Below are 25,317 nucleotides of genomic sequence, written 5' to 3'. Positions count from 1 at the left end.
TTTTTGTCTTCTTGAGGTAACGCAACATCGCTACGGACAAAGGTCATCGCATCAACCGGGAAATCAGCGCGCCTGAGCTGCGCCTGGTAGGGGTTGATAACGAACAGCTCGGCATCGTCAAGTTCATGGACGCGCTCCGGCTGGCTGAAGATAAGGACTTGGACCTGGTCGAGATCGCGCCGAACGCGGTTCCGCCCGTCGCCCGGATCATGGATTACGGGAAGTTCAAGTACGAGGAAGCCAAGCGCGCCCACGAGGCGAAGCTGAAGCAGAAAATCATCCAGGTCAAGGAAGTCAAGTTCCGGCCGGGTACGGATGATGGCGACTACAACGTCAAGCTGCGCAACCTGAAGCGCTTCCTGGAAGACGGCGACAAGACCAAGATCACGCTGCGGTTCCGTGGTCGCGAGATGGCGCACCAGGAAATCGGCGCGCGCATGCTCGAACGCCTGAAGGCGGACCTGGAAGAAATCGGCCAGGTCGAGCAGATGCCGAAGATGGAAGGGCGCCAGATGGTGATGGTGCTCGCCCCCAAGAAGAAGAAGTAATTCCTGCGCGGTGCAGCGGCCGGGATGCCAGGCATCCCGGCGTTGCTTCGTGCGGAAGTCGCGCGCGGTCCGCAAGGGCTGCTGTGCAACAACAAGTGGATGCGGGTCTTGCAAGCGTCGGCGTGAGCCGTCCACCTGCATGCATGTCATATGAGCTGGAGTTTTTCATGCCGAAGATGAAGACGAAGAAAAGCGCCTCCAAGCGCTTTACTGCACGTCCGAACGGTTCGTTCAAGCGTGGCCAGGCCTTCAAGCGTCACATCCTGACCAAGAAGACCACCAAGAACAAGCGTCAACTGCGCGGTACTCAGGACGTCCATGAGACGAACCTGAAGTCGGTGCGCGCGATGATGCCTTACGCATAACCCCTGACGAAAACGAAAGGAGAATTACATGCCTCGAGTAAAGCGTGGGGTCACTGCACGGGCCCGTCACAAGAAAGTCATCGATGCTGCCAAGGGTTACCGCGGCCGTCGCAATAATGTCTATCGCATCGCCAAGCAGGCGGTCATGCGTGCTGGCCAGTACGCATACCGCGATCGCCGCAACAAGAAGCGCGTGTTCCGCGCCCTGTGGATTGCGCGTATCAATGCCGCGACGCGTGAGCATGGCATGACCTACAGCGTGTTCATGAACGGTCTGAAGAAGGCCTCGATTGAACTGGACCGCAAGGTGCTGTCGGACATGGCTATTCACGACAAGCCTGCCTTTGCCGCCATCGTCAACCAGGTGAAAGCCACCGTTGCCTGATGCCGGCTGCGGTAGCGCGTAAGCGCTGCCGGGCAAGCACCGACCGCAAGGTCGACCGCTGACCGCAAGGTCTGCTGAAACGGGGCTCCTCACCGAGCCCCGTTTTTATTTCGAATGCCGTTTCAGTTGCCGCAATCCGGTTGCCGAGACCGCATTCGAAACGAACACCGCACGTAGTGCCAACCCACGTCGGACCGGTGCATACCGGCCCGACGCCAAAAATCCCACGACCGCCGCCATGTCTCAGGATCTGGATCAAATTGTCGCCGATGCCCAGGCCGCCTTCGCTGCTGCCAACGACAACGCCACGCTGGAAAACGAAAAGGCCCGCTTCCTGGGCAAGACCGGCGCGCTGACCGAACTGCTCAAGGGCCTCGGCAAGCTCGACCCGGAAACCCGCAAGACGGAAGGCGCCCGCATCAACCAGATCAAGCAGCAGGTTGAAGCTGCACTGCAGGCACGCCGCCAGGCACTGGCCGATGCGCTGATGAACGCGCGCCTGGCCGCCGAGGCCATCGACGTCACGCTGCCTGGCCGTGCGGTCAGCCGCGGCAGCCTGCACCCGGTGATGCGCACGTGGGAGCGCGTCGAGCAGATCTTCGGCTCGATCGGTTTCGATGTGGCCGACGGCCCCGAGATCGAGACCGACTGGATGAACTTCACCGCGCTGAACAATCCGGACAACCATCCGGCGCGTTCGATGCAGGACACGTTCTACGTGGATGGCCGCGACAGCGAAGACAAGCTGTTGCTCCTGCGCACGCATACCAGCCCGATGCAGGTCCGCTACGCCAAGATGCATGTCGAGAAGTACGCCGGCAAGGCGATGCCGCCGATCAAGGTGATCTGCCCGGGCCGCACCTACCGTGTCGACAGCGACGCCACGCACTCGCCGATGTTCAACCAGGTCGAAGGCCTGTGGATCGGCGAGGATGTCAGCTTTGCCGACCTGAAGGGCGTGTACACCGACTTCCTGCGCAAGTTCTTCGAGCGCGATGACATCCAGGTGCGCTTCCGCCCGTCGTACTTCCCATTCACCGAGCCGTCGGCAGAGATCGACATGGCCTTCGGCAATGGCAAGTGGCTGGAGATCTCCGGTTCGGGCCAGGTGCATCCGAACGTGCTGCGCAATATGGGCCTCGATCCCGAGCGCTATATCGGTTTTGCGTTCGGCTCCGGCCTGGAGCGCCTGACCATGCTGCGCTATGGCATCAACGACCTGCGCCTGTTCTTCGAGGGCGACGTGCGCTTCCTGCGCCAGTTCGCCTGACGCGCCGCCGTCTCCTCGTCAACGATCACACAGAATACTTACCGGATCAGAAGCGCCATGCAATTCTCGGAATCCTGGCTTCGCACCTTCGCCAACCCTGAAAAGATCTCCACCGACGCGCTGTCGCACACGCTGACCATGGCCGGCCTGGAAGTGGAAGAGGTGGGCTCGGTCGCGCCGCCGTTCGACAAGGTGGTGGTCGCGCGCGTGCTGTCGACCGAGCGCCATCCCAACGCCGACCGCCTCAACGTGTGCCAGGTCGATGCCGGCACCGGCGAGCCCCTGCAGATCGTCTGCGGCGCACCCAACGTCAAGCCGGGCATCCTGGTGCCGTGCGCACTGGTTGGCGCCGTGCTGCCCCCGTCCGAGGACGGCGGCCAGCCGTTTGAAATCAAGGTCGGCAAGCTGCGCGGCGTGGACAGCTACGGTATGCTGTGCTCGGCACGCGAACTGAAGCTGTCGGAAGAACACGGTGGCCTGCTGGTGCTACCGGATGACGCGCCGGTCGGCCAGAACATCCGCCAATACCTCGACCTGGATGACCAGGTCTTTGTCATCAAGCTGACGCCGAACAAGGCCGACTGCCTGTCGATCCACGGCGTGGCGCGCGAAGTGTCGGCACTGACCGGCGCCGCGCTGACGCTGCCCGAGATGAAGCCGGTGGCAGTGACGATCCAGGACAAGCTGCCGGTCAAGGTATCGGCGCCGGACCTGTGCGGCCGCTTCTCCGGCCGCGTGATCCGCGGCGTCAATGCGCGCGCGGCCACACCGGCATGGATGGTGCAGCGCCTGGAGCGCTCGGGCCAGCGCAGTGTTTCCGCACTGGTCGATATCTCGAACTACGTCATGCTGGAACTGGGTCGTCCCTCGCACGTGTTCGACCTGAACAAGATCCACGGCGGCCTGGACGTGCGCTGGGGCCGCAAGGGCGAGCAGATCAAGCTGCTCAACGGCAACACCATCGAGGTCGACGAGCAGGTCGGCGTGATCGCCGATGACAAGGAGATCGAAAGCCTGGCCGGCATCATGGGCGGCGACAGCACCGCCGTGACGCTGGATACCACGGACATCTATCTCGAGGCCGCATTCTGGTGGCCCGCTGCGATCCAGGGCCGTGGCCGCCGCTACAATTTCTCGACCGACGCCGGACACCGCTTCGAGCGCGGCGTTGACTACACCACCACGGTTGAGCATATCGAGCGCATCACCGCGCTGATCCTCGAGATCTGCGGCGGCCAGGCCGGCCCGGTGGACGACCACGTGGTCAACCTGCCGCAGCGCAAGCCGGTCAGCCTGCGCGTGGCGCGCGCCGAGCGCGTGCTGGGAATCGAGCTGTCGCCCGCGGCCATTGCCGATGTATTCCAGCGCCTGCAGCTGCCGTTCGCGCGCACCCAGGGCGCCGAGGGCGAGGTGTTTGAAGTCACGCCGCCGAGCTACCGCTTCGATATCGAGATCGAGGAAGACCTGATCGAGGAAGTCGCCCGCATCTATGGTTTCGAGCGCATCCCAGCCCGTCCGCCGATCGCCGAAAGCGAGATGCGCCCGACCAACGAGGCCCGCCGCTCCACCCACGTGGTGCGCCATGCCGTGGCCGCGCGCGACTACCAGGAAGTCATCAACTTCGCCTTCGTCGAAGAGAAGTGGGAGCGCGACTTCGCCGCCAACGACAACCCGATCCGCCTGCTGAACCCGATCGCCAGCCAGTTGGCGGTGATGCGCTCGACGCTGATCGGCGGCCTGGTCGACAAGGTGCGCTACAACCTGAACCGCAAGGCCGCGCGCGTGCGCCTGTTCGAGGTGGGCCGCGTGTTCCATCGTGACGACAGCGTGAAGGACGGCGGCCTGACGGTGGCCGGCTACGATCAGCCGATGATGGCCGCGGGCATCGCCTACGGCCCGGTGTTCGAAGAGCAGTGGGGCATCCCCACGCGCAACGTCGACTTCTTCGACATCAAGGGCGATGTCGAGGCACTGTTCCATCCGCACGTGCCGCGTTTCGAGCCGGTGTCGCACCCCGCGCTGCATCCGGGCCGCGCCGCGCGCGTGCTGCTCGACGGCAAGGCGGTGGGCGTGGTTGGCGAGCTGCATCCGCGCTGGCTGCAGGAATACGAGCTGACGCACGCCCCGGTCGTGTTCGAACTGGCGCTTGACACGCTGCGCGACACCGGCCTGCCGGTGTACACCGAGATCTCCAAGTTCCCGGCCGCCGTGCGCGACCTGGCCGTGGTCGTGAAGCAATCGGTGCGCGTGCAGGACCTGCTCGACGCCATGCGCGCGGCACTGGAAAAGCAGGGCTACGGCCGCTACTGCCAGAGCCTGGTGCTGTTCGACGAGTTCCGTCCCAAGGGCGCTTCCGCTGCCATTGGCGCGGACGAGAAAAGCCTTGCGTTCCGGGTGACCTTGCAAGATACTGGGTCGACCCTCCAGGACGAAACCGTCGACAGCGCAGTGCGCTGCATGGTCGACGCGCTGACAGAGGCCTTCCAGGCCCGGCTGCGCGGCTAAGCCATCCCAGTACGCGACAAGTACGCGACGGACACACGATAAACAAGGGCGCCCGGGCTTGCCCCGGGCGGATCGCCAGACACACACTTGAGCGATCGACATGAATGATCGAGACGCGAATTCCATGACCGCTGCAGCACTGGGTGAGATGAGCGACCGGCAGGCTTCCTCCCTTGACGACGCTATGCCGGATGCGCGCGCGACCGAAGTTCCCACGCTGACCAAGGCCGAACTCGCCGAGATGCTGTTCGACCAGGTCGGCCTGAACAAGCGCGAATCGAAGGACATGGTCGAAGCCTTCTTCGACGTCATCCGCGAAGCGCTGGAGCAGGGCGACAGCGTCAAGCTGTCCGGCTTCGGCAACTTCCAGTTGCGCGACAAGCCGCAGCGGCCCGGCCGCAATCCCAAGACCGGCGAAGTCATTCCAATCACCGCGCGCCGCGTGGTCACGTTCCACGCCAGCCAGAAGCTCAAGGGCCTGGTGGAAGAACGCGCGGGCATCGCCGGCTGACGCGTCACCCGAACGGCGGATTGCTTCCCGAAGCCGGCATCGGTATGCTTCTGGGCGCGCACCTGGTGCGCGCCAACCGCATGGCCGGCATGGCCTGACGCTCGTCTACACACCACATGTCGGACAAATCCAGCGATCGCATCGCGTTGCCGCCGATTCCGGCCAAGCGCTACTTCACCATCGGTGAGGTGAGCGAGCTTTGCGCCGTCAAGCCGCACGTCCTGCGCTATTGGGAGCAGGAGTTCACGCAACTCAAGCCCGTCAAGCGCCGCGGCAATCGCCGCTACTACCAGCACCATGAAGTCCTGCTGATCCGCCGCATCCGCGAACTGCTCTACGAACAGGGCTTCACCATCAACGGCGCGCGCAACCGCCTCGATGAAGGCCGTCATCACAGTGGGGCAGCGGCAGCGCCTGAGGCCGCAGAGGCTGGCGAAGAAAATGCGGTGGCATTGTCGGTCGACATCGGCGGCCTGCGCAATGAACTGGTCGAAGTGCAGCACCTGCTCGCGCAACTGCGGGAGATCGCGAAGCACGGATAATTTCGACGTCGGGAGCTAGTCATACGGGAAATGCTTCTGTTATAATCTTTTGCTTCGGGGCGTAGCGCAGCCTGGTAGCGTACCTGCATGGGGTGCAGGTGGTCGGAGGTTCAAATCCTCTCGCCCCGACCAGACAGAAACCCGCTTGGTGAATAGCCAAGCGGGTTTTTTATTTTCCGCGCAGGGTAGCGCGCGAGCTCTTCGTATTAGAAGATTTCTAATATCGGACTGTTACTGTAACGTCGCACACCGATTGGCATGATTTTGCGTGAGGTACGACTGTCCGTGCTCCTGTTCTCGGCTACAGATAAAGGCTTCAAGATTCCCAACGCTTGTAACCAAAAAGAGGCCTTGCTGTGCGTAGAGTCGAGGATTTCCTCGGGGCGAAACGCCCGTGCATGAGACGTACGGCTCAAGAGCCGGAAAGTTGATCAGCTCCGCGGAGTGATCTCGAAAAAACTCCTGGGTGAGGCCGTAGATTCGCACGTACTTGACACTTGGGCGGGAGTTTTTCCGTTCAAGTGCATCTGCCATCGCGAAGAACGCCGCCACGTAGGGCGAATGCGTCCAGCCAAGCAAGGACGTAGGAAGTCCGTGGTGTTGCGCGAGTGCGAGAAGCCAAGACAGGCCATTGGGCTTCGTAGTGTCGATCTCCTTCCTGGTCTAGGACTGCTTCCGCATGCAGCCTGAAGCTCGATATGGTCTCATCCCAATAGCGAGGGACGTTTGAGCGGCCATTCCTGTACAGAGATGGATAACGGCTGGCCGGTGCAGTCGCTACTGGCTACCGTCCTGACTTGCCGCGCAATCCTCAAGCGAATCGCCTTGCGCTTCGCATTTTTGTCGTGCTTCTAGGGCGCTTCCGGGCAGAACCAGGGCTCAGAACTTCGACTGGCTCGCCAGGGAACAAAGCGAGAGCAGCCTCCATTGCCTCCGCAGCGCTTCGATACTGATGATGGAAGACGATCGTGTATTTGCCTACGCCACGTTCGACGACCCAGCCTGAGTCCTTTCTCAACACGACCGTGGCAGTCGCGGGGGGCTTGCCCTTCATCCTTCGTCGTACCCGGTTTGTAATTTTTTGTAATACGGGAAAGTGTAAATGCATTTTGGTTGAGAACAATTTGGAATCCTCAAAAAAGTACTGAGCCAAGTGTCTTCCGACAATCGGCACATCTCTCTCTAGACAACCCGCTGAACGCGGGTTTTTTGTTGCCCGCCGCGAGCGGGCTTTTTTGCTTCCGGGGATACAACGTGCGACAAACCAATCCCGTTGAGGCCAGCAGCTACGCCGGCGCAGTCGTGTCGATCCTGTCGTCACTTACTCTGACCGATATCGGCATCATCATCGGCATATTTACTGCGCTACTAACGTTCGGACTGAACGCTTGGTACACGCGGCGGAAAGATCAGCGCGAAGCCGAGGAGCACGCTGCGAAAATGCGCGAACTGCAGGGTGCCTGCCATGAGTCAGCTGCGCATCGCGGTCGCGCCGCTCACGATGTCGGCAGTCGGCTTTACCGCCTGGCAGGCCTCCGAGGGCTTCACTGAGCGGCCGGTGATTCCGACCAGGGGCGACGTGCTCACGATCGGGCATGGCTCGACCCGCTACGAGGACGGCCGGCCGGTTCGGATGTCAGATCCGCCGATCACGCGCGAGCGCGGGGCAATCCTGGCGCGCAACCTGATGGTGGTCGACGAGCGGCGGTTCGTGGCCAGCCTGCCCGGTGTCCGGCTCCACCAGGAGGGGTTTGACCTGTACGTTGATTTCGTTGGGCAGTTCGGCATCGGCAACTGGTCCGGCTCGTCGATGCGGAAGCGGTTGCTTGCAGGCGACTACGCGGGGGCCTGCCAACAGCGCTGCTATGGCGTCTGGACGCGGCCATCACCAAGGATGGTGCCGAGTCTGATTCTTGCCCTATGCCTGGTGGTTTCAGGGTGCTCCACGACGCCGCCGCGCGGGGCGAGCTTCCCGAACCCGCCGGAGTTGCTGATGCGCCCGCCGCCCCAGCTCAAGACGTTGCCACCACCGTCGCCGACAACTACGGCGCCTATCACGAAACAGCCGCGCAGTTGAGGGCGCTAGAGGAGCGGGTGAGGGCGCAGGCGGTGGTCGCATCGGGCAATGACTAGCCCCAAAAAAAACGCCAAGCGGGGACTTGGCGTTCTAAGGGAAATCCGCCGAGGGGTCAATCTCGAACGGGTCAGATCGCTAGCGGGGTCCCTGACGAGGCGATTCTGCTCGTTGGCGGCTCCGGCGGTGGTGATGGCAATCACAAGTTGCGATTTACTCCTCGCTGGGAAGGTCGACTCGTGCAGGAGACGGAGTCGCCAGCACTGGCGCGTGACCGGTGGAGCCGGGCGCCGACATCTGCATGAAGGGCCAAGGCGCCGCTGGTAGAGATGGAGCAGCGGAAAGGATACGACACCCGACAGGAGGCGGCGGTGGCCGCTTGCCAGCAGAACTCAGCTTCGAAAAAAAACGCCAAGCCTCAGGGGCTTGGCGTGGTCGCAAATTGTTAGAGGGGTCAGACTCCAACAGGGTGTTCGAACGGGTCATCTCGAACGGGCTAATTCTGAACCTTGGTGCCTTCCGGGGTTGTGACGACAGTCACACGATGCCTAGAGGCAGGAGGGCCAAGTCTTTAGCAAAGGCATTAGTTCGCCGCGTCCGTTTTTTGAGCTGGCTTGGTGCACAAGATGAAGGTCCAAAAAGAGCGCCGAGCCCGCGCGGAAGTGCCTCGGCGTGTCGAGAATCCGCTGATGATCAGGGGCTCGTAGCAAAGCGACTGCCGCTGTTTGATGTGGTGATGCTTTCACAATCCATGGAATCAGTGGCCTAGTTGCGACGATCAGATGGTACCGACCTTTATGGTGTGCATCCTCGTCCCTAGAGCTGCTGCGGTGCTTTGAGGGAAATGCCTTTACCTCTTTCCGCACTCACGCATGTAGAGATACTCGCTTTGCGCGCTTGTCGAAGCGGTTCGGCTCATATCGAGCACCGGGACAGCGGCGCCTGAGTCCGAGTCCCTCATCCCGGCGCTCGCCGCGGCAGCGTTTGCTTTTCCCGCGGCGCTGGTCGCGGCCAAAGTTATAAGCAAGGCAACACAGGAACTAGCAGCGTTTGAGCGCATGGACGTTTCCTCTTCTCAAAGCACCATTGAAGCGCGATTACGTCCATAAATTTGTGACGAGCATCATGTCAAAGAAAATAACACTGTGATATATGTTGCGGCGCTGCCCGCCATTGTGCAGTGTTAAAAGGAGAGGTTTTGTCAATTTCGGCATACAAGGCTTCCTGTTTGGGAAAGTGCTACATACAATCCTGAGATTCCTGGTATTTCTTCTTGGTATCTTAGGCCCGGTGAAGAAATGCAGCTCGGAACCTTTGTTTTTCTTGGGAATGGGCAATAGAGCCAGGCGCCATCCCGTCAGCTCGGGAAACCAGGTCGTTGCGTCGGCTCCGTTGCGGGACTTCAGCCGCGGCGCGCTGCCCGTGGTGGCCAGCAGTCGGTAGCCGCGTACTTTTAAGAGTAGCTCCTTCAGTGTTGCGATAGGCTGGGCGTTGCTCTTCCGAAACGCGACCTGCCCCGAGGAGGGGCGAGGTGGCGCGCCTTTGCTGCCTGTCGACAGGATTGAGCCCCAAAGCTATCCACGTCGCCAGCAAGTTCTTCTCAAAGAGCAGCATGAAGTTAAGGACATCCCTCCACAGGAGCCAAACTCTACTGACAGAAACTGACAGTAGTGTCTATTACTCTTTGGTTTCCTGTGGAAAGGAAAATTCCTCAGGCATTCATAAACAACATAAAAAAGGACACTCCAATGACACGTGCCATTACTATTCTCACCGAGAATTTTTCCGATTGGGAAACCGCCCTGATAAATTCCACTGGTCGTGCCTATTACGGCTTCGATACGCGCTTCGCCACCCCCGATGGCGCTCCAGTCACCTCCTCTGGAGGCATGATCGTCACCCCGCACTTGGCGCTCGAAGCCATCCTACTCGATGAGCTTGACCTGCTAGTCGTATGTGGAGGTACTATCTGGCAAACCGATCTGGCCCCAAATATCGCAGCGCTAGTTGCCGCTGCCCATGAAAGAAACATCGTCGTCGCTGGCATTTGCGACGGTACCCGTGTGTTGGCGCAATCGGGCGTGCTCGATAACCTCCGTCATACGTCCAATTCGGCAGAAAACCTGTCGGAACTGAATTATGGTGGAGCCGCTTACTATCAGGATGTCCCTTATGCAGTTGCCGATCAGCATGTCGTCACAGCTCCCGGTACCGCTCCGGTCAGCTTCATGGCCGAAATCTTGCGCACCTTAGGTATATGTGACGAAAACCTCAACGCCTACCTCGCGATGCACGCTGCCGAGCACAGCAAGTCTGCCTAAACAGTTTTTCAACATGTTTCTCGGCATGTTTTGTTGTCCGTTCAGGTGAAGTAGGGCAGTTGTTAAAGATAGAGCCTGAAGGGTGTTGCCGGGTGGCTTCGGCGGGAGGGGCGGCCGGAATTTGACATGGGGACGGCCGGACGTGCAGTCACGCATGCCAATCCAGACCGCTACCGGTGCAAAACGGGGCGCTGCTATTTGTCGGCAGGCTCGGCTCGATAGGCGGACCAGTAGTAGTGGCTGTGCCGGTTGTGGCGGGCCAGTTTCTTCTCTATGAAAAGCCGGACGGTGCCGAGATGGCCGGCTTCGACCAGGACCTCATGGTGGCTGGGCGAGTCGTGCGTGGCCTGAGGCAACGTCTGCAGGCCAGCGGCGATGTAGTGCCCCTGGACTTGGGCAAGAATGCCGTTCGCGCCGAACTGGGGTAGCGGTTCGGGGGTTGTGGCCGGGAGATGGTAGCCTGCCGCGCGTTTGCTGTTGCCCATGCTCAGCTCCGACCGGGGACGACGCGCACGCCGTCCCGAGAAACCTCGATCTGAGGCTGGTGACCGTAGGCCCGAAGTAGCCGGACACCCTCCCGGACAGAACTCGGAATGTCCCTCGTACGGGCCAGCGCGCTGCTGGTGATGTGAAAGGCGCCACAACTTGGGCACCTGTAGAGGTAGCCATGAGATGGGGCGCGCATGCGCTCAGCGGCAGCGCCGCAGATGGGGCAGTTTGCAGGTTCGGGCGACATGGCGGGGCGTGTATGGGTACTGTATGAATATACAGTATAGCCTCACCCCAGCCTGCGCGGGAAGACGGCGCCTGATCTGTCTGACTTGCCCCAAGAACTTCCCGCAAAGCCTTGTGCCACCGTGCTTAAAGTTTACGCAGCAAGTTAGAAGAAATGCGCTAACCACATGATTTGATTGGGTTGTGTGGATATATGGGGTGCAGGTGGTCGGAGGTTCAAATCCTCTCGCCCCGATCAGACAGAAACCCGCTTGGTGAATAGCCAAGCGGTTTTTTTTCCGCGTGGAAATGGCCGGCCGGTGCGGTAACGCTTTGATACAGCCGTCACCGATGCCCGTTGCTATGCTCTGCCATCCTCCCGACCGATTCCCCACTTATGTTCCGAAAGCTCTATGTGGCTACCCTTGCGCTCCTCCTGCTGACGGCCGCGGCTGCCGCACGCGCCGATGACCGCGGCTACCCGAGCGCATATCGTGGCGGTGAGTACAAAGAGAAATTCCGTAGCGGCCCTTGTGAAATCGAACGCGAACAGAAGCGCGATGGCGAATACAAGGAAGAGCGCAAATGCAAGGGCGGCCCGCGTGGCTATGAGCAGAAGCAGAAGTACCGCGACGGCCCTTGCCTGATCGAGCGCGAATGGAAGGACGACGGTGAATACGAAGAGAAGGTCGAATGCAAGCGTGGATAAGTGCATGACCTTTCGGCCCGCCATGCGCGGCGCTGGCTGTTACTGCGAAAAGCCGGCCCGCTTTCTACCTAACCTGTTGCAACGATAGCGATCGCTGCTGTCGTTCTTACTTTTCCTGTGGAGCTTGCGCCATATATGCGCAACGCACGCAAGCACTCGGACGCGCGGGAACAGCAGGTCGCCAATTGCATCAGCGAGTTTGGACGCTGCCGGTGCTGGCTGACTCCGGGGAGCCCGCCAAGCTGCACTATTGGACAGCATCCAATACTCAGGCATGGTGTGGCTCTGACATAGGCCAGAGGTCTTCTCGCTGGACGAGGGAATCGGCTTCGCTGTCGGTGAGACTGTCACTCACAAAGAACTCGCGGCGCTCGACGTTGTTTCCAATGGAGCGTTCGAGGGTTACCCGACGATACGTTGCCTGATGCGCAGGGTCGTTCGCGAAGGCTGTTACCGGGCGATAGGTAAGTACGGATGACAAGGTGTTGGGGTTGTCGCGGACCGTGGTTCCATGCAGTGGCCCCCCAACGTAGGTAATGTCCATGGCCTGTTGAATCGCAACGTTCAGCGTTGCGTTCATCAACGTCTGCCAACCTTCCCCACTGGCGCGGAATGCATCCAGTACATCCGCGTCATAGCGAATGCTCACCAGTTCCTTGGTGCTGGCGAGCTTGGGCCGACCACGGCCGCGCTTGCCGAGCGGTTTCATGGCCTGCATCTCTTTCGCCGACACCTCGTACGTGTCCGGATCCGCAGCGATGCCGCGGTTGATGGCCGCGTCCTCTTCGTCGGTCGGCATGACGATCTTAGGCTTGGTCGACATAGTTCCGTACCTCGCGTTTATTGGCCTTGCGCAGGCTGATGATATGCATTGCATTCCCGCGCTGGGTGAACACCACGCAATAGAGGCGCTCATCAATGACGCCGAAGCCGATCTCGCGGAGTTCTCTGTAGTCGGCCCTGTCATCTATCCCTGCCAACAGGTTCGGCCAGTCGAACCTTGCCGCCAGCGCGAGTGAAACACCGTGCTTGGACTGGTTGCTGACATCCTTGACGGGGTCGAAGGTGATGTCAATGCGGAATAATTGTAGCTGCAAATAATAGGTGAGCCCAAGATTATCTGTGCTGCAGGATATTGATCCGCATCCTGAGTGCCTATTGGGCTATACGCGCTGCGCGGCCGTTTCCAGAAAAAGCGGCGAGATACCCGGGTTCTCCCATCATGGCCCGCTGGGGCCCTGGCTTAGACTCGTGCCGCTGTACTTGCCAGCCCGCCCGCACCCCGCCGCGGCGGGCTGTTTTTTTGGGGGCTAGCGAGTCAGTCTGCCCAACAGCGCGTCATGTCCGCTTGCCAGGCCGGCAAGCGCTGTTGCGTCGGCCAGTTCGAAATCGCTGAAGCGGAAGGCCGGTGCCACGGTGCAGCCGACTAGGGCGAAGTCCACGCCATCGCCCAGATCCAGGCGTTCGGCGGCAAACCATAGTCCGGCGGGCACCATTGCCTGGAAGGCCGCGCCGGGATGCCGCAGCGGGTCGCCCAGGCGCTGCGTGACGATGGTGCCGTCCACGATCCGGTGCACGTCCACGGGGGAGCCTGCGTGGTAGTGCCAGAGTTCGTCGGACCGGATGCGATGCCACGCGGAATAGTCGTTGCCGCACAGCATGTAGTGGATTGCGGTGCAGGCTTCGCGCGTGCGCCCGTCCTGGCAGACGACCTGTTCTTCGCCGCGATAGGTTTCGCGGTAGTAGCCGCCTTCCGGATGTGGCTGCAGGTCGAGCGAGCGGATCAGTTGGCGGGCGGTCGGACTGAGGTCTGGCATGTGGGCAAGGGGCGTGGCGCATCGGGGATGCGGAAGCCGTAGCTTAAAGCAGCGCGAAGCGTGCCTGGCCGGGGCCGACAAGGGCGGGGCGGCTGACCGGGTAGCGGTGACGGGTGCCCTGGGCGTCGAAGGACAGGAAATCCGGCGTCCAGCGCAGCGCCTGCAGCTGGCGTGGCTCGATGCCGTCGACGAGGATGGCGCCGGCGCCCACGCAGACACTGCCGCAGGGCAGGCGCAGGGATTCGCTGTCGTCGCCGAAGTAGTAGGCCTCGAGCAGGATGGAATCGGACTGGTACAAGGGCATGGGGCAGTATCCGGATACTGTATGGATGTACAGTATAGCCCTGGCCGGCGGTTCGGTCATCCCCCACGATTCTCATTTTCGTGCGCCGGCACACCCTGCGGCGCTGTGTCCTTGCCGCGTGGAAGTTGGTGGCAAGCGGTGTCGGCCTGGATTGGTATAACCTGAAAACGATGCCGGTCGCACAGCGTGGTCGTGGCAGGCCGGCAGGGTCGCTACGGGGGATGCCATGGCGAGGTGCGGGAGCAGGGCTTGCTGGTTTGGCTTGGGCGCGGTGCTGGGCGCGGCGGTGGGCAGTGCCTGCGCCATGCTGGTGCGCACCGCCGCGGAGCAGCGGGTGCTGCGCCAGCGCGATGCGCCGCTGGTGCCGTCCGATCCCGCGGCGGATCAGGCGCTGACCGATACCGCCACCGACGTGGTGGAGTACGGCGGCTTCGTGATCCACGTGTATTGCCACGCGCTGGGCATGGGGCGGTTCAAGGCCCTGTGCGATATCTGGGAGTCGGGCGCCGTGGTGCTGGAGGGCGGCGCGCCGCCGGCCACGCACGCGACGCCTGAAGACGCGCGGGCCGCGGCGATTTCGTGGGCGCGGCAATGGGTGCAGCACAATGGCTGAAGGCGCCGCCGCGCAATCATCGCCATGACAGGAGATGCCGATGCACGCCTGTGACCTGTGTCATCAGCTGGTGGGCGAACCGTCCAGCGTGCCGCCGCACGAGAACCTGGCTGCCTCGGGCATGGCTGCGATGAGCAACCGCTGCAAGGTCGACAGCCGCTGGCGCTGCACTGGCTGCGGCGCCTGGATGTATCAGAGCACGGCATTGGGTGAGCCGCCGAATATGTGGCGAATGGGCCCGCGGCCGGCCGACTGGCCTGATAATCACGGCTGAGCAGGCATGGCCGCGCCGCCACCAGGCGGTGCGGCCATGCCCGGTATCGCGCCCGGCTCAGGCTCTCGGGCGTCTGTTTCAAGGAGAATTCATGTTTGTTTGTGGGAACCAGGCTTGCGGTGCGCGCTGGGAGCCGAATGAGGTGCAGATCCGCAATGAAGGGCAGGGTCCCGTGTTCCGCTGCCCGCAATGCGGTGCACGCAATCACGTCCAGGCACGCACCGCGCGCGACGGCAGCACGGTCTACCGCCAGGTGGCGGCGAAGCCGGCGCCGCGCTAGTCCGGACCGACGGCGGCACGCCATGTCACCCCACGCATGTGGGGTCAAATACACATGGCTGCTGCCTTAAGCTTGCTCAGGCGGGACCGTTATACACATCATGGACTTTGCCGACCTTCCTCAAGACTCTGCTTCCAATGCCGAACGCATGGGCTGGGCGAACGCTTCGCCGGAAGTGATCGCCAAGGTATTGAATTCAGCACTGGCAGCGCAGGATCTCTCAGGGTTTGCCGCGCTGCTGTCGGATATCGCGCGCGACCGTGGCCTCAAGGGCGAGCGTGCCGCGCACCAGTCGATCTACGACATGCCGTACGCCAGCCTGCTGCCCAGGCAGAAGCACCTGCTTTCCGATGCCTTCGATCTGCTGGTCCTGCTCGGGCTGGAACTGCGCCCGCGTGGTGCCGACGCAGGCTTCGGCGACGCTGCGGACATCGACACGGACGCAGAAGCAGACCAATAACCCCCGGCTGGACAGCGCCGCTCTATGCGCGTTCCAGCATACCGATTTCGCGCACCGCGACCGACAGCATCGACAGCCCCGCAGCCCCCGAGGCGCGCTGGTCGGCCAGCATGCGCGTAAAGCGTTCCAGCGCGCCATGACGGCTGGACCGCCACGCATCGATCATGGTTTCGGGCGTATCCAGTTCACCCGCCTGTGTCAGCACGCTGACGGTCAGTGCGCGCTTGAGCCGCCCCAGGTCTTCCAGCGTGGTGGTGCGTGCCAGCAGATCCCAGTGCGTGTCCGATGGCAGCGCCAGCGCGCGCTCGCGCAGCCAGCTGAAGCTCAGGTGGCTGTCCAGCGCGAAATAAACCCCCGCCACCAGGTCCAGGCTGCGTTCGCACGCGGTGGCCACTTCGGCGATATCGAGCGCGGCAGCGGAGATCTCGCTGCCGGCCACGCGCACGGCCAGCGCTTCGTCGACCCCCGCATCCGTCAAGGCGCGGGTGCGCTCTGACAGCGCCGTCGCATCGGCCGGTGGCAGCAGCCGCGGCAGTTGCGGTGCCAGCCATTGCGCTGCCTGGGCAAAGCGCGCCAGATCCTCGGCGGCCTTGCTGCCGCTACGCAGATAGCGGATGAACCACAGGCACGCGCGCTCCAGCAGCAGCGCCACGGCCCCGAACATGCGCGCCTGCTCGGCATCGGCCACACGGTTGTCCAGCGCATCGATCTCCTGCCACAGGGTGGTCAGGCCGAAGACATCGCGTGCGATCAGGCAGGCGCGCACGATATCGGCCGGGCGTGCGTCGGTCTCTTCCATGATCCGGTGCACGAAGGTGGCGCCGATGCGATTGACCAGCATATTGGTCAGGTGCGTCGACAGGATCTCGCGTCGCAGCGGGTGGCGCTGCATCGCGTCGGCGTAACGCTGGCGCAGCGGAACCGGGAAATAGTCCGACAGCAGTCCGGCAACCAGCGCGTCTTCCGGCACGTCGGAGGCCAGCAGTTCGTCGTACAGCCACATCTTGCTGTAGGCAAGCAGCACCGCACGTTCGGGCGATGCGAGGCCTTCATCGGCCAGCTTGCGCTCGGCGATTTCCTCCTCCGAAGGCAGGAACTCCAGCGGGCGGTTGAGCCGCCCGGCGCGCTCCAGCCAGCGCACCAGGCGCGCCTCGCCGTCGAGCAGCGCGGGGCTGCTGCGCCCGGCCACGGACAGTGCCTGGGTCTGGTAGTAGTTGTCCTGCAGCACCAGCAGGCCGACCTCGTCGGTCATCTCGGCCAGCAGCTTGTTGCGCTGCTTCTCGGTCATTTCGCCGTCGGCAACCACCAGTCCGAGCAGGATCTTGATATTGACCTCGTGGTCCGAGCAATCCACCCCGGCCGAGTTGTCGATGGCATCGGTGTTGATGCGACCGCCGTTGCGCGCGAACTCGATGCGGCCCAGCTGGGTGAAGCCGAGGTTGCCGCCTTCGCCGACCACCTTGCAGCGCAGGTCGTTGCCATTGACGCGCACCGCGTCGTTGGTGCGGTCGCCGGCCTGCAGGTGGGTTTCCTGGCTGGACTTGACGTAGGTGCCGATGCCGCCGTTGTAGAGCAGGTCGACCGGCGCCATCAGGATGGCGTGGATCAGCTCGGCCGGCGACAGTGTGGCTGCCGTGACCCCCAGCACTGCCTGCACCTGCGGCGACAGCGGGATGGTCTTGGCGCTGCGCGGATAGATGCCGCCGCCGGCGGAGATCAGCGTGGCGTCGTAGTCGGCCCAGCTGGAGCGGGGCAGGCCGAACAGCCGCGTGCGTTCCTGCAGGCTCCTTGCCGTGTCCGGGTCGGGATCGAGGAAGATATGCCGGTGGTCGAAAGCCGCCACCAGCCGGATATGCGGCGACAGCAGCATGCCGTTGCCGAACACGTCGCCCGACATGTCGCCGATGCCGGCCACGGTGAAGTCCGTGGTCTGGATATCGACACCCATCTCGCGGAAATGCCGCTTGACCGATTCCCACGCACCGCGCGCGGTAATGCCCATCTTCTTGTGGTCATATCCGACCGAGCCCCCGGACGCAAAGGCATCGCCCAGCCAGAAGCCGTATTCGGCCGAGATCGCGTTGGCGAAATCGGAGAACGTCGCGGTGCCCTTGTCGGCTGCGACCACCAGGTAGGGGTCGTTGTCGTCGTGGCGCACCACCTCGGGAGGCGGCACCAGCTGGCCGCCGACGAGGTTGTCGGTCAAGTCCAGCAGCCCGCGCAGGAAGGTCTGGTAGCAGGCAATGCCCTCCTGCAGGAAAGCATCGCGGTCGGTGGGCGGGGGCGGGCGTTTGACCACGAAGCCACCCTTGGAGCCCACCGGCACGATCACCGTGTTCTTGACCATCTGCGCCTTCATCAGTCCCAGCACTTCCGTGCGGAAGTCCTCGCGCCGGTCTGACCAGCGCAGTCCGCCGCGGGCCACGCGCCCGCCGCGCAGGTGCACGCCCTCAACGCGTGGCGAGTAGACCCAGATCTCGAACATCGGGCGCGGCTCGGGCAGGCCAGGGACCAGCGCGGGATTGAACTTGAACGACACATACGGGCGCGGCTGGCTTTCCTCGCCACGGTGGAAATAGTTGGTGCGCACGGTGGCGTTGATCACGCCCAGGAAGAGCCGCAGGATGCGGTCCTCGTCCAGGTTGGGCACCTTGTCCAGCGCCGCGCCGATATCGGCCAGCAGCTTGTCGCAGCGCGCCTGGCGGGCGGTGTCGGTGGCGACCTCGCTGAAGGTGTCGAAGCGCGCAACGAACAGGCCGACCAGCATGGCGGCAATGGCCGCGTTGCCGGTCAGTGCGCGCTCGATATAGGCGTCGCTGAAGGTCGAGCCGACCTGGCGCAGGTAGCGGGCATAGGCGCGCAGGATGGTGACGTCGCGCGCGGCCAGCTCGGCGCGCAGCACCAGGCGGTTGAAATCGTCGTTCTCGATCTCGCCGTGCCAGGCGCGCGCGAAGGCATCCTCGAACAATGCCTTGACGCGCGCGATATCGAATTCCGCCGCGCCGCCGCTGTCGGCAATCTCCAGCCCGAAGTCGTGCACCCATACCGGCGTGCCGCTGTCGGGTTCGATCAGGTAGGGGCGCTCTTCATCCACGCGCACGCCCAGGTGCTCCAGCATGGGCAGGCTGTGCGACAGCGCGATCGGCTCGCCGGCACGGTACACCTTGAAGCGGAACACCCCCGGCGCGGCCTCGATCGGCCGGTACAGGTTCATCGCCATGCCGTTGCCGCGCAGCGCGTGCTCCATCAGCTCGATATCGCGCACCGCGGTGCGGGCCGGATAGTCCTCACGGTAGCCGGCGGGGAACGAGCCGCCATAGCGCTGCAGCAGCCGGTTGCCTTGCTCTTCGCCATGGCTTTCATGCAAGGCTTCGGCGAGATCGTCCTGCCAGCGGCGGCTGGCGTGCACGATGCGCGCCTCCAGCTCGCGCGTATCAACGTGCGGCATGGTGCCGGGCTCGCCGCGCACGGTCAGCTGGATGCGCGCCAGCGGCGACTCGGACAGCAGCGGCGTGAACTCGCAGCTGGTGCCGTGGAAGGCCGCGGTCAGCAGCTTCTGGATCTTCTGGCGCAGGTCGGTGTTGTACTTGTCGCGCGGCACGAACACCAGGCACGAGACAAAGCGGTCGAAGCGGTCGCGCCGTACAAAGAGCCGGGTGCGCTGGTGTTCCTGCAGCCGCAGGATGCCGGTGGTGATGTCGAACAGTTCATCCTCGGTGGCCTGGAACAGTTCATCGCGCGGGTATTGCTCAAGGATGGTCACCATCGACTTGTACAGGTGCCCCTTGGCGAGGAAGCCCGCGCGCGCCAGGATATTGGCGCACTTGAGCCGCACCAGCGGGATTTCCGCGATCGGCGCCATGTAGGCAGTCGAGGTGTACAGGCCGACAAAGCGCCGCTCGCCGAACAGCTGCCCCTTGTCATCGAGCAGCTTGACGCCGACATAGTCGAGATAGCCCGGCCGGTGCACGGTGGCGCGCGAGTTGGCCTTGGTCAGGAAGATCGGCGAAGCCCCTTCGATGATCGCGGTGGCCGCGGCGGGCAGCAGCGTGAGGTCTTCGGTATCGGGCTCGCGCAGGCTTTCGCGCAGGATGCCCGCGCCCGAGCCCGGCACGCCGCGCAGGAAGTAGCGCCCGTCCTGCGACACCAGCTGGTAGTCACGCTGGCCGAGGAAGGTGAAGTGGTCATCCATCATCCAGTCCAGGAAGGCGCGCGCTTCGGCGCTTTCCGGCGCGGCCGCGTCGGGCGCCTGCGCCATGGCGCTGATGGTGGTCTGGGTGATGTCGCACATCTTCGGCCAGTCTTCCACCGCCGCGCGCACGTCGACCAGCACCTGCGCAATGCAGCTGCGTAGCGCCTCCAGCCGCGCGGCCTCGCCGCTGCGGTCGATCTCGAAGTGGATAAAGGACTCCAGGCGCGAGCTGTCCCCGGCTTCGCCGGCGCCGCCCTTGGCGATCCGCTCGATGCCGCCGCGCGCGTCGCGCCAGACCCGGAACACGGGATGGATCGCCGAGTGCAGCGCCAGTCCCTGCCGGTTGATCTCCACCGTCACCGAGTCGACCAAGAAGGGCATGTCGTCATTGACGATCTCGACCACGGTGTGGTCCGAGTGCCAGCCGTGCTCTTCCAGGTTGGGGTTGTAGACGCGGATGCGCGCATTGCCGGGGGTGAATTTCTGTGCGGTCTGCCAGTGCGCCATCACGGCGCCGTAGAGATCGTCGACGTCGTGCTGGAGCAAGTCTTCGGCGTCGGCCTGGTCGTAGTAGTGCAGCAGGAAGGGCTCGACCACGGCGAACATCGCCGCCGGCAGCCGCTCGCGCGCGAAGCTGGCCAGTTCGTCCAGCAGGTGCGCGACCTTGTCTTCGTTCTCCTGCGGCATGATCCCTCCTCGCGGTGTCGATGGGCGGCCCGCAGCATGTGCCGGGGCATGCTCATACTTTAGGAAAAAACCGCATGCCCGGCGCAAGAAAAGTGGCGGGTATGAGGATGACGCGTGAAGAAAAGGATCGGTTCCCGCTGCTGCCCGCGGGACCGGCTTGCGCGGCGCTCAGAGGCGCGTGGCGGCGAGGGTGGGGCAGGTGGTGGGGCGGTGGGCGACCGGCGGCAGGCCGGGGCAATGCGAGGGCGCGGCAGCTGTCTCCTGCCGGGCGGCTTGGGTGCCCGCGCGAACCTGGCGCGTGGTGTGGTCGCTCAGCGTGGTCTTCATCCGCTCCAGCAGGGAGCCCAGCGCAACACGCTCTTGCGAACTGAGCGCCGCTACTGACACGCTGTGCAGCGCGCTGAGGGCCTGCGCGGTGCGCTGCAGCCGGCTGGCTGCGCTATCTGCAATGCGGGGCGCCTGGGTGTCTGCGTACTCGATCCAGCCGTCGCGCTGCAGTTCATCCAGCATCGTCTCGGAACGCGCGACATCGATCAGCATCGGGCCGGTCAAGGGCGAGCCGCGCACGAAGGCATCCTGGCGGATGGCCCGCAACAGAAGCCACTGGGCGTAGTTCAGGCCAGAGGCGCACAGCGTCTGTTCCAACGCACTTTGCCAGGCGGTTACGGCATCAACCAGGGCAAGGACAACCGGCTCGCTGGGTTCGAGGGGTCTTGGCTGCATGAATGGCGTCTCCTGTTTTGGTTTGCCGCCACTGCGATGCGCTGGCATCCGTCGCACAGATACCAGGGGCCGGAGCATGGCCGGCCCGGGCGGCACGGACGCCGCAACCTCTCTGGCGGGGCACGGTCGACCGATGGGGCAGACACTACCAGAATCCTTTGCCGGCAATGTGACAGCGAGGGAATGCCCTGTGGCATCACAGGGACATAGTGGCCCGCACGTTTCCCAGCATTGTTTCAGCTATGAATAAAGCGACTGGAAACTATGACTTTAAATCACAGCCAGAATGTATGCGGCTGGCTACACTGCCTGCCGGAGACCCCCGCCAACGAGCCTTCAGGCCAGCACGGGGCGCGCGGCGCGGGCACGGGCCCGGCCGCCAGACCGGAGATAAGGATGTACAAGGAACGCATTCGCCTGGCCAGGCTGCACGACAAGGTTGTCTCGGCCGACGAAGCCGCCGCGCTGATCCGCGACGGCATGACGGTAGGCATGAGCGGCTTCACGCGCGCGGGCGACTGCAAGGAAGTCCCGTTTGCGCTGGCGCGGCGGGCGGCAACCGAGCCACTGCGCATCACCCTGATGACCGGCGCCTCGCTGGGCAACGATATCGACCGGGTACTGGCAGAGGCCGACGTGATTGCGCGCCGCCTGCCGTTTCAGTCTGACGCCACGCTGCGCCGCAAGATCAACGCCGGCGAAGTGATGTTCATCGACCAGCACCTGTCCGAGACCGTGGAGCAACTGCGCTCCGGCCAGATCGCGCCGGTGGACGTTGCGGTGGTGGAAGCGGTGGCGATCACCGAGCAGGGCGGCATCATCCCCAGCACCTCGGTCGGCAACTCGGCCAGCTTCGCCATGCTGGCGCGCAAGGTGATCGTCGAGATCAACCTGAACATGCCGCTGGAGCTGGAAGGGCTGCACGACATCTACTTCCCGGTGCAGCGTCCCTACCGCCAGCCGATCCCGCTGATCGCGCCCGAGCAGCGCATTGGCCTGCCGTATATCCCCATCGATCCCGAGAAGATCGCGGCCATCGTCATCACCGCCAAGGACGACAGCCCGTCCAACGCGCTGCCGCCGGATGCCGATACGCGCAATATCGCCGGCCATCTCAACGATTTCCTGCTGCGCGAAGTCCGCGCCGGCAGGCTCTCGCCCTCGCTGCAGCCGCTGCAGGCGGGCATTGGCACCATTGCCAACGCGGTGTTGCACGGCATGGTCGATTCACCGTTCCGCGACCTGCAGATGTATTCCGAGGTGCTGCAGGACAGCACCATCGAACTTCTGGATGCGGGGCGCCTGGCGTTTGCCTCGGCCTCTTCGGTGACGCTGACGCGCGAGGTGTACCAGCGCTTCCTGTCGAACCTGGACCGCTATCGCTCGCGCCTGGTGCTGCGTCCGCAGGAGATCAGCAACCATCCGGAGATCCTGCGCCGGCTCGGGCTGATCACCATCAATACGGCGCTGGAGTGCGACATCTACGGCAACGTCAACTCCACGCATGTGGGGGGCACGCACATGATGAACGGCATCGGCGGCTCCGGGGATTTTGCGCGCAATGCGCACCTGTCGGTATTCGTGACCAAGTCGGTGGCCAAGGGCGGCGATATCTCCAGCATCGTGCCGATGGTGGCGCACGTGGACCATACCGAGCACGACGTCGACATCATCGTCACCGAGCACGGCCTGGCCGACTTGCGCGGCCTGGCGCCGCGCGAACGCGCGCGCACGCTCATCGCCAACTGTGCCGACCCGCAATACCGCGAGCTGCTGGGCGACTACTTCCGGCGCGCCAGCGCCCATGGTGGCCAGACCCCGCACCTGCTGGAAGAGGCGCTGTCCTGGCATGTCGGCTTCCGCGACCGCGGCACCATGCAGCCCGCGCACCCGGCCCAGGCGATGGCAGCCTGAGCGCTGCCTCCGCCAGAAAGCAAAACAGCCCGCGCAAGCGGGCTGTTTGCCTTGGTGCCGCCGGTTGGCGGCGGGGCAGGCTTACTGCGCCTTGCCGCCCTGGCTGGCGGGTGCCTTGGCGCCGTCGGTGTACGGGTCAGCCTTGCCGGCCTTGGCGCCGTCGGTGTACGGATCGAACTTGCCGGCCTTGGCGCCATCCGTGTTCGGGTCGAACTTCTTGCCCGAGTTGGTCAGGTCCGACTTGGTCGATTGCTTGGCGCCATCGGTGTACGGGTCGAACTTGCCGGACTTGGCCGGGTTCTGGTTCGGGCTGGCCTTCTTGGTGTGGCTGCCACCGTAGAGATCGCCGCCTTCGGTGTAGTTCTTCTGCGCGTACACTTGCGTCGCGCCCAGTGCGGCCAGTGCTGCAACGATCAGGGTCGAAACGGTCTTTTTCAGCATCTTGCTTATCCTCGCGATTGACGGTCGCGCAGCGCCTGCGCGAATCCGGTTTGGGGCCGAGCTTGGCCGGTGACGGCCGGGCACATGTGGCGGAACACCCGGTAAATGTACCGAGTCAGCGCTTGTCCGCAAAGTGAAAATTTCTTTTACAAGTATTGAACACCCATGGCGTTGCCTGCGTACTGCGCCGGATCAAATGCAACGCTCTTTAGATAGATGTGGGTGCCCCATGGCCCATTTTCAACGGCCAGCCATAAAAAAACGGCTGCCAGGTGGCAGCCGGTCATGACCCTCGCGGGACGGTTTCGCCGTCCGGTTATTCCAGTGTGATGTTCTGGTCGCGTGCGATCTTCTTGCGCAGGTCCAGCTCGCGCTTGATCTGGGCGGCGTACTGCGCCGCGGTGTTGCCGTCGGTGTAGGCACCGCTGTCGGCCAGGCGGCGCTTGACGTTCGGGTCCTGCAGCGCCTTGACCGCGGCATCATGCACGCGCGTGATGATTGCCGCCGGCGTGCCGGCCGGGGCCACCAGGCCGTACCAGGCCATGTTGTTCATGTCCTTCATGCCGGCTTCGGCAAAGGTCGGCACGTCAGGCAGGCCCTCGACCCGCTTGGGCGCTGCCACTGCCAGCGCGCGCAGCTTGCCGGCCTGGATATGCGGCATCGACGACGGCAGGTTGTCGAACTGTGCGTTGACCTGGCCGGCCAGCGTGTCGTTCAGCGCAGGGCCCGATCCGCGGTAGGGGATATGGACCATATCGGTCTTGGTGATGTCCTTGAACAGCTCGCCGTCCAGGTGCGAGATGCTGCCCTTGCCGGCCGAGGCGTAGCTGTACTTGCCGGGGTTGGCCTGCAGCATCGCGACGAATTCCTTCAGGGTCTTGGCCGGCACCTTCGGGTTGACCGTCAGCACGTTCGGCACGTTGACCAGGTTGGTGATCGGCGCGAAGTCCTTTAGCGGGTCGTACGGGTTCTTGGGGTTGGTGGCGGGGTTGGTCGCCATCGTGCTGACGGTGGCGATGCCCAGCGTGTAGCCGTCCGGGGCGGACTTGGCGAGCGCGTCGGCGCCGATCGCGCCGCCGCCGCCGCCGCGGTTTTCCACCACCACCGGCTGGCCCAGTTCGCGGCCGAGGCCGTCGGAGACCGCGCGCGCAACGATGTCGGTGGTGCCGCCGGCCGCGAACGGAACGATCAGGCGGATCGGCTTGTTGGGGTAGGACTGGGCCTGGGCCAGGCCGGCGTGGGCCAGGCCAAGGGCGGCGATGCAGGCGGCTGCGCCGGCGTTGATAACTGCTTTCAAGGAGTGCCTCCGTTCTTCTTTCACTGATTCGCCAGGCGGGCTGCAGGCGTTTCTTCGGACGCAGACCTTTCGTCTGCGCCCCGCGCTGTCACGGATCCCCGCGCTGGCATGACCGGGCCGTGCCGGGATGCGGCGACGGCCGGCACCTTGCGATAGTTCCGCGATACGGAACTATGTTCCACAATGTGCGCGGATGCGATTCAACCGGGAAAGCGGGCGCAGGGGAATTGGTGAGAACCCGCGTATCAAGAAACCGGCAGCCATGCCGACCGCGCGCAACCGCAGTGCGCGCGGAAATGAAAAAAGCCGGAAGCAAGCTTCCGGCTTTTCCTGAATTCGCTGGTGGGGCGTGAGTGACTCGAACACTCGAC

General features: G+C 63.6%; 25 protein-coding genes, 1 tRNA gene and 1 pseudogene. 16 read left to right on the top strand and 11 right to left on the bottom strand.

From position 1 onward, the window contains the following. The first annotated feature begins 26 nt into the window (after positions 1 to 26). The 8 genes from infC (at position 27) to CF68_RS08580 (ending at position 6,258) form a co-directional block, all read left to right on the top strand. A complete protein-coding gene (infC, locus tag CF68_RS08615; protein ID WP_078195944.1) occupies positions 27 to 548 on the top strand; it encodes a translation initiation factor IF-3 in 522 nt (173 codons plus the stop codon). Positions 549 to 715: 167 nt separating this feature from the next. After that, positions 716 to 913: a 50S ribosomal protein L35 gene (gene rpmI / locus CF68_RS08610; protein WP_006575466.1), complete on the top strand. Its 198-nt coding sequence runs from the start codon at positions 716 to 718 to the stop codon at positions 911 to 913. Positions 914 to 941: 28 nt separating this feature from the next. Then, a complete protein-coding gene (gene rplT / locus CF68_RS08605; RefSeq protein ID WP_008650487.1) occupies positions 942 to 1,298 on the top strand; it encodes a 50S ribosomal protein L20 in 357 nt (118 codons plus the stop codon). A 238-nt stretch (positions 1,299 to 1,536) separates the two neighbouring features. Further along, a complete protein-coding gene (gene pheS, locus CF68_RS08600) occupies positions 1,537 to 2,568 on the top strand; it encodes a phenylalanine--tRNA ligase subunit alpha (RefSeq protein WP_010813101.1) in 1,032 nt (343 codons plus the stop codon). Between the two features lie 57 nt (positions 2,569 to 2,625). Further along, on the top strand, positions 2,626 to 5,073 hold the full coding sequence (gene pheT / locus CF68_RS08595) for a phenylalanine--tRNA ligase subunit beta (protein ID WP_035817476.1): 2,448 nt from the start codon (positions 2,626 to 2,628) through the stop codon (positions 5,071 to 5,073). A gap of 100 nt (positions 5,074 to 5,173) precedes the next feature. After that, the gene (locus CF68_RS08590; protein WP_026200608.1) at positions 5,174 to 5,584 is read left to right on the top strand and encodes an integration host factor subunit alpha; all 411 of its coding nucleotides are present in this window, start codon (positions 5,174 to 5,176) and stop codon (positions 5,582 to 5,584) included. A 116-nt stretch (positions 5,585 to 5,700) separates the two neighbouring features. After that, positions 5,701 to 6,126 carry a MerR family transcriptional regulator gene (locus CF68_RS08585; protein WP_035817473.1) on the top strand — a complete coding sequence of 142 codons (426 nt, stop codon included), beginning with the start codon at positions 5,701 to 5,703 and terminating at the stop codon, positions 6,124 to 6,126. Positions 6,127 to 6,181: 55 nt separating this feature from the next. Beyond that, positions 6,182 to 6,258 (top strand) — tRNA-Pro (locus CF68_RS08580). A 99-nt stretch (positions 6,259 to 6,357) separates the two neighbouring features. On the opposite strand, the gene CF68_RS36105 is transcribed toward CF68_RS08580, so the two are convergent. Then, positions 6,358 to 6,705, bottom strand: coding sequence for an FRG domain-containing protein (locus CF68_RS36105; RefSeq protein ID WP_235205701.1), 348 nt, complete (start codon positions 6,703 to 6,705; stop codon positions 6,358 to 6,360). Positions 6,706 to 7,591: 886 nt separating this feature from the next. Here CF68_RS36105 and CF68_RS37470 point away from each other — a divergent pair. Both CF68_RS37470 and CF68_RS08565 read left to right on the top strand, forming a co-directional pair. Next, positions 7,592 to 8,203, top strand: coding sequence for a hypothetical protein (locus CF68_RS37470; protein WP_051591458.1), 612 nt, complete (start codon positions 7,592 to 7,594; stop codon positions 8,201 to 8,203). Between the two features lie 1,745 nt (positions 8,204 to 9,948). Further along, on the top strand, positions 9,949 to 10,521 hold the full coding sequence (locus CF68_RS08565) for a DJ-1/PfpI family protein (protein ID WP_035817469.1): 573 nt from the start codon (positions 9,949 to 9,951) through the stop codon (positions 10,519 to 10,521). A 194-nt stretch (positions 10,522 to 10,715) separates the two neighbouring features. Here the strand turns inward: CF68_RS08565 and CF68_RS08560 are convergent, their stop codons facing one another. Continuing rightward, a complete protein-coding gene (locus CF68_RS08560) occupies positions 10,716 to 11,006 on the bottom strand; it encodes a hypothetical protein (RefSeq protein ID WP_035817467.1) in 291 nt (96 codons plus the stop codon). Between the two features lie 626 nt (positions 11,007 to 11,632). Between CF68_RS08560 and CF68_RS08555 the strand changes: the two genes are divergently transcribed. After that, the gene (locus tag CF68_RS08555; protein WP_035817464.1) at positions 11,633 to 11,944 is read left to right on the top strand and encodes a hypothetical protein; all 312 of its coding nucleotides are present in this window, start codon (positions 11,633 to 11,635) and stop codon (positions 11,942 to 11,944) included. Between the two features lie 565 nt (positions 11,945 to 12,509). On the opposite strand, the pseudogene CF68_RS38150 reads toward CF68_RS08555, so the two are convergent. From CF68_RS38150 to CF68_RS08535, 4 genes and pseudogenes are all read right to left on the bottom strand, one after another. Continuing rightward, positions 12,510 to 12,767, bottom strand: a pseudogene (locus CF68_RS38150) (BrnA antitoxin family protein); the annotation flags it as partial. Then, complete coding sequence (locus CF68_RS08545; protein ID WP_035817532.1) at positions 12,751 to 13,020, bottom strand: BrnT family toxin; 270 nt, start codon at positions 13,018 to 13,020, stop codon at positions 12,751 to 12,753. The gene CF68_RS08545 and the pseudogene CF68_RS38150, both read right to left, overlap by 17 nt. A gap of 234 nt (positions 13,021 to 13,254) precedes the next feature. Beyond that, positions 13,255 to 13,761, bottom strand: a complete 507-nt coding sequence (locus CF68_RS08540) for a cupin domain-containing protein (RefSeq protein WP_013956367.1) — start codon at positions 13,759 to 13,761, stop codon at positions 13,255 to 13,257. A gap of 43 nt (positions 13,762 to 13,804) precedes the next feature. Then, positions 13,805 to 14,065 (bottom strand): hypothetical protein, encoded by a 261-nt coding sequence (locus CF68_RS08535; protein ID WP_035817461.1) that lies wholly within the window; start codon positions 14,063 to 14,065, stop codon positions 13,805 to 13,807. A gap of 271 nt (positions 14,066 to 14,336) precedes the next feature. On the opposite strand from CF68_RS08535, the gene CF68_RS08530 reads away from it, so the two are divergent. The 4 genes from CF68_RS08530 to CF68_RS08515 all read left to right on the top strand — a co-directional run bounded on the left by CF68_RS08530 (position 14,337) and on the right by CF68_RS08515 (position 15,692). Continuing rightward, positions 14,337 to 14,678: a hypothetical protein gene (locus CF68_RS08530; protein ID WP_235205703.1), complete on the top strand. Its 342-nt coding sequence runs from the start codon at positions 14,337 to 14,339 to the stop codon at positions 14,676 to 14,678. Positions 14,679 to 14,712: 34 nt separating this feature from the next. Further along, a complete protein-coding gene (locus CF68_RS08525) occupies positions 14,713 to 14,952 on the top strand; it encodes a hypothetical protein (RefSeq protein ID WP_013956370.1) in 240 nt (79 codons plus the stop codon). 91 nt (positions 14,953 to 15,043) lie between these two features. Continuing rightward, complete coding sequence (locus tag CF68_RS08520) at positions 15,044 to 15,232, top strand: hypothetical protein (protein WP_018310329.1); 189 nt, start codon at positions 15,044 to 15,046, stop codon at positions 15,230 to 15,232. 100 nt (positions 15,233 to 15,332) lie between these two features. Then, positions 15,333 to 15,692 carry a hypothetical protein gene (locus CF68_RS08515; RefSeq protein WP_013956372.1) on the top strand — a complete coding sequence of 120 codons (360 nt, stop codon included), beginning with the start codon at positions 15,333 to 15,335 and terminating at the stop codon, positions 15,690 to 15,692. Positions 15,693 to 15,714: 22 nt separating this feature from the next. On the opposite strand, the gene CF68_RS08510 is transcribed toward CF68_RS08515, so the two are convergent. Together CF68_RS08510 and CF68_RS08505 are read right to left on the bottom strand one after the other, a co-directional pair. Beyond that, a complete protein-coding gene (locus CF68_RS08510; protein ID WP_035817456.1) occupies positions 15,715 to 20,571 on the bottom strand; it encodes an NAD-glutamate dehydrogenase in 4,857 nt (1,618 codons plus the stop codon). Positions 20,572 to 20,739: 168 nt separating this feature from the next. Further along, complete coding sequence (locus tag CF68_RS08505) at positions 20,740 to 21,294, bottom strand: hypothetical protein (protein ID WP_035817454.1); 555 nt, start codon at positions 21,292 to 21,294, stop codon at positions 20,740 to 20,742. Between the two features lie 396 nt (positions 21,295 to 21,690). Here CF68_RS08505 and CF68_RS08500 point away from each other — a divergent pair, with 396 nt between their 5' ends. Further along, the gene (locus tag CF68_RS08500; protein ID WP_013956375.1) at positions 21,691 to 23,208 is read left to right on the top strand and encodes an acetyl-CoA hydrolase/transferase family protein; all 1,518 of its coding nucleotides are present in this window, start codon (positions 21,691 to 21,693) and stop codon (positions 23,206 to 23,208) included. Positions 23,209 to 23,289: 81 nt separating this feature from the next. On the opposite strand, the gene CF68_RS08495 is transcribed toward CF68_RS08500, so the two are convergent. From CF68_RS08495 to CF68_RS38145, 3 genes are all read right to left on the bottom strand, one after another. After that, positions 23,290 to 23,649 carry a hypothetical protein gene (locus tag CF68_RS08495; protein ID WP_010813085.1) on the bottom strand — a complete coding sequence of 120 codons (360 nt, stop codon included), beginning with the start codon at positions 23,647 to 23,649 and terminating at the stop codon, positions 23,290 to 23,292. A gap of 316 nt (positions 23,650 to 23,965) precedes the next feature. Then, positions 23,966 to 24,946 carry a tripartite tricarboxylate transporter substrate binding protein BugE gene (locus CF68_RS08490; protein ID WP_035817452.1) on the bottom strand — a complete coding sequence of 327 codons (981 nt, stop codon included), beginning with the start codon at positions 24,944 to 24,946 and terminating at the stop codon, positions 23,966 to 23,968. Positions 24,947 to 25,117: 171 nt separating this feature from the next. Next, a partial coding sequence (locus tag CF68_RS38145; RefSeq protein ID WP_235205700.1) for a hypothetical protein occupies positions 25,118 to 25,317 on the bottom strand: 200 nt, incomplete at its 5' end.

The organism is Cupriavidus sp. SK-4 (assembly GCF_000611125.1).
Taxonomy (GTDB): Bacteria; Pseudomonadota; Gammaproteobacteria; order Burkholderiales; family Burkholderiaceae; genus Cupriavidus; species Cupriavidus necator.
This window is presented reverse-complemented; position numbering and strand designations above follow the sequence as displayed.

Coding starts and splice junctions, on each gene's coding strand:
- CF68_RS08525 (WP_013956370.1), top strand. CDS start 14,713: ATGCCGATGCACGCCTGTGACCTGTGTCATCAGCTGGTGGGCGAACCG.
- CF68_RS08535 (WP_035817461.1), bottom strand. CDS start 14,065: ATGCCCTTGTACCAGTCCGATTCCATCCTGCTCGAGGCCTACTACTTC.
- CF68_RS08505 (WP_035817454.1), bottom strand. CDS start 21,294: ATGCAGCCAAGACCCCTCGAACCCAGCGAGCCGGTTGTCCTTGCCCTG.
- CF68_RS08520 (WP_018310329.1), top strand. CDS start 15,044: ATGTTTGTTTGTGGGAACCAGGCTTGCGGTGCGCGCTGGGAGCCGAAT.
- CF68_RS08555 (WP_035817464.1), top strand. CDS start 11,633: ATGTTCCGAAAGCTCTATGTGGCTACCCTTGCGCTCCTCCTGCTGACG.
- CF68_RS08565 (WP_035817469.1), top strand. CDS start 9,949: ATGACACGTGCCATTACTATTCTCACCGAGAATTTTTCCGATTGGGAA.
- CF68_RS08495 (WP_010813085.1), bottom strand. CDS start 23,649: ATGCTGAAAAAGACCGTTTCGACCCTGATCGTTGCAGCACTGGCCGCA.
- CF68_RS08590 (WP_026200608.1), top strand. CDS start 5,174: ATGAATGATCGAGACGCGAATTCCATGACCGCTGCAGCACTGGGTGAG.
- CF68_RS08510 (WP_035817456.1), bottom strand. CDS start 20,571: ATGCCGCAGGAGAACGAAGACAAGGTCGCGCACCTGCTGGACGAACTG.
- CF68_RS37470 (WP_051591458.1), top strand. CDS start 7,592: ATGAGTCAGCTGCGCATCGCGGTCGCGCCGCTCACGATGTCGGCAGTC.
- pheT (WP_035817476.1), top strand. CDS start 2,626: ATGCAATTCTCGGAATCCTGGCTTCGCACCTTCGCCAACCCTGAAAAG.
- CF68_RS08515 (WP_013956372.1), top strand. CDS start 15,333: ATGGACTTTGCCGACCTTCCTCAAGACTCTGCTTCCAATGCCGAACGC.
- pheS (WP_010813101.1), top strand. CDS start 1,537: ATGTCTCAGGATCTGGATCAAATTGTCGCCGATGCCCAGGCCGCCTTC.
- CF68_RS08540 (WP_013956367.1), bottom strand. CDS start 13,761: ATGCCAGACCTCAGTCCGACCGCCCGCCAACTGATCCGCTCGCTCGAC.
- CF68_RS08500 (WP_013956375.1), top strand. CDS start 21,691: ATGTACAAGGAACGCATTCGCCTGGCCAGGCTGCACGACAAGGTTGTC.
- rpmI (WP_006575466.1), top strand. CDS start 716: ATGCCGAAGATGAAGACGAAGAAAAGCGCCTCCAAGCGCTTTACTGCA.
- rplT (WP_008650487.1), top strand. CDS start 942: ATGCCTCGAGTAAAGCGTGGGGTCACTGCACGGGCCCGTCACAAGAAA.
- CF68_RS08560 (WP_035817467.1), bottom strand. CDS start 11,006: ATGGGCAACAGCAAACGCGCGGCAGGCTACCATCTCCCGGCCACAACC.
- CF68_RS08585 (WP_035817473.1), top strand. CDS start 5,701: ATGTCGGACAAATCCAGCGATCGCATCGCGTTGCCGCCGATTCCGGCC.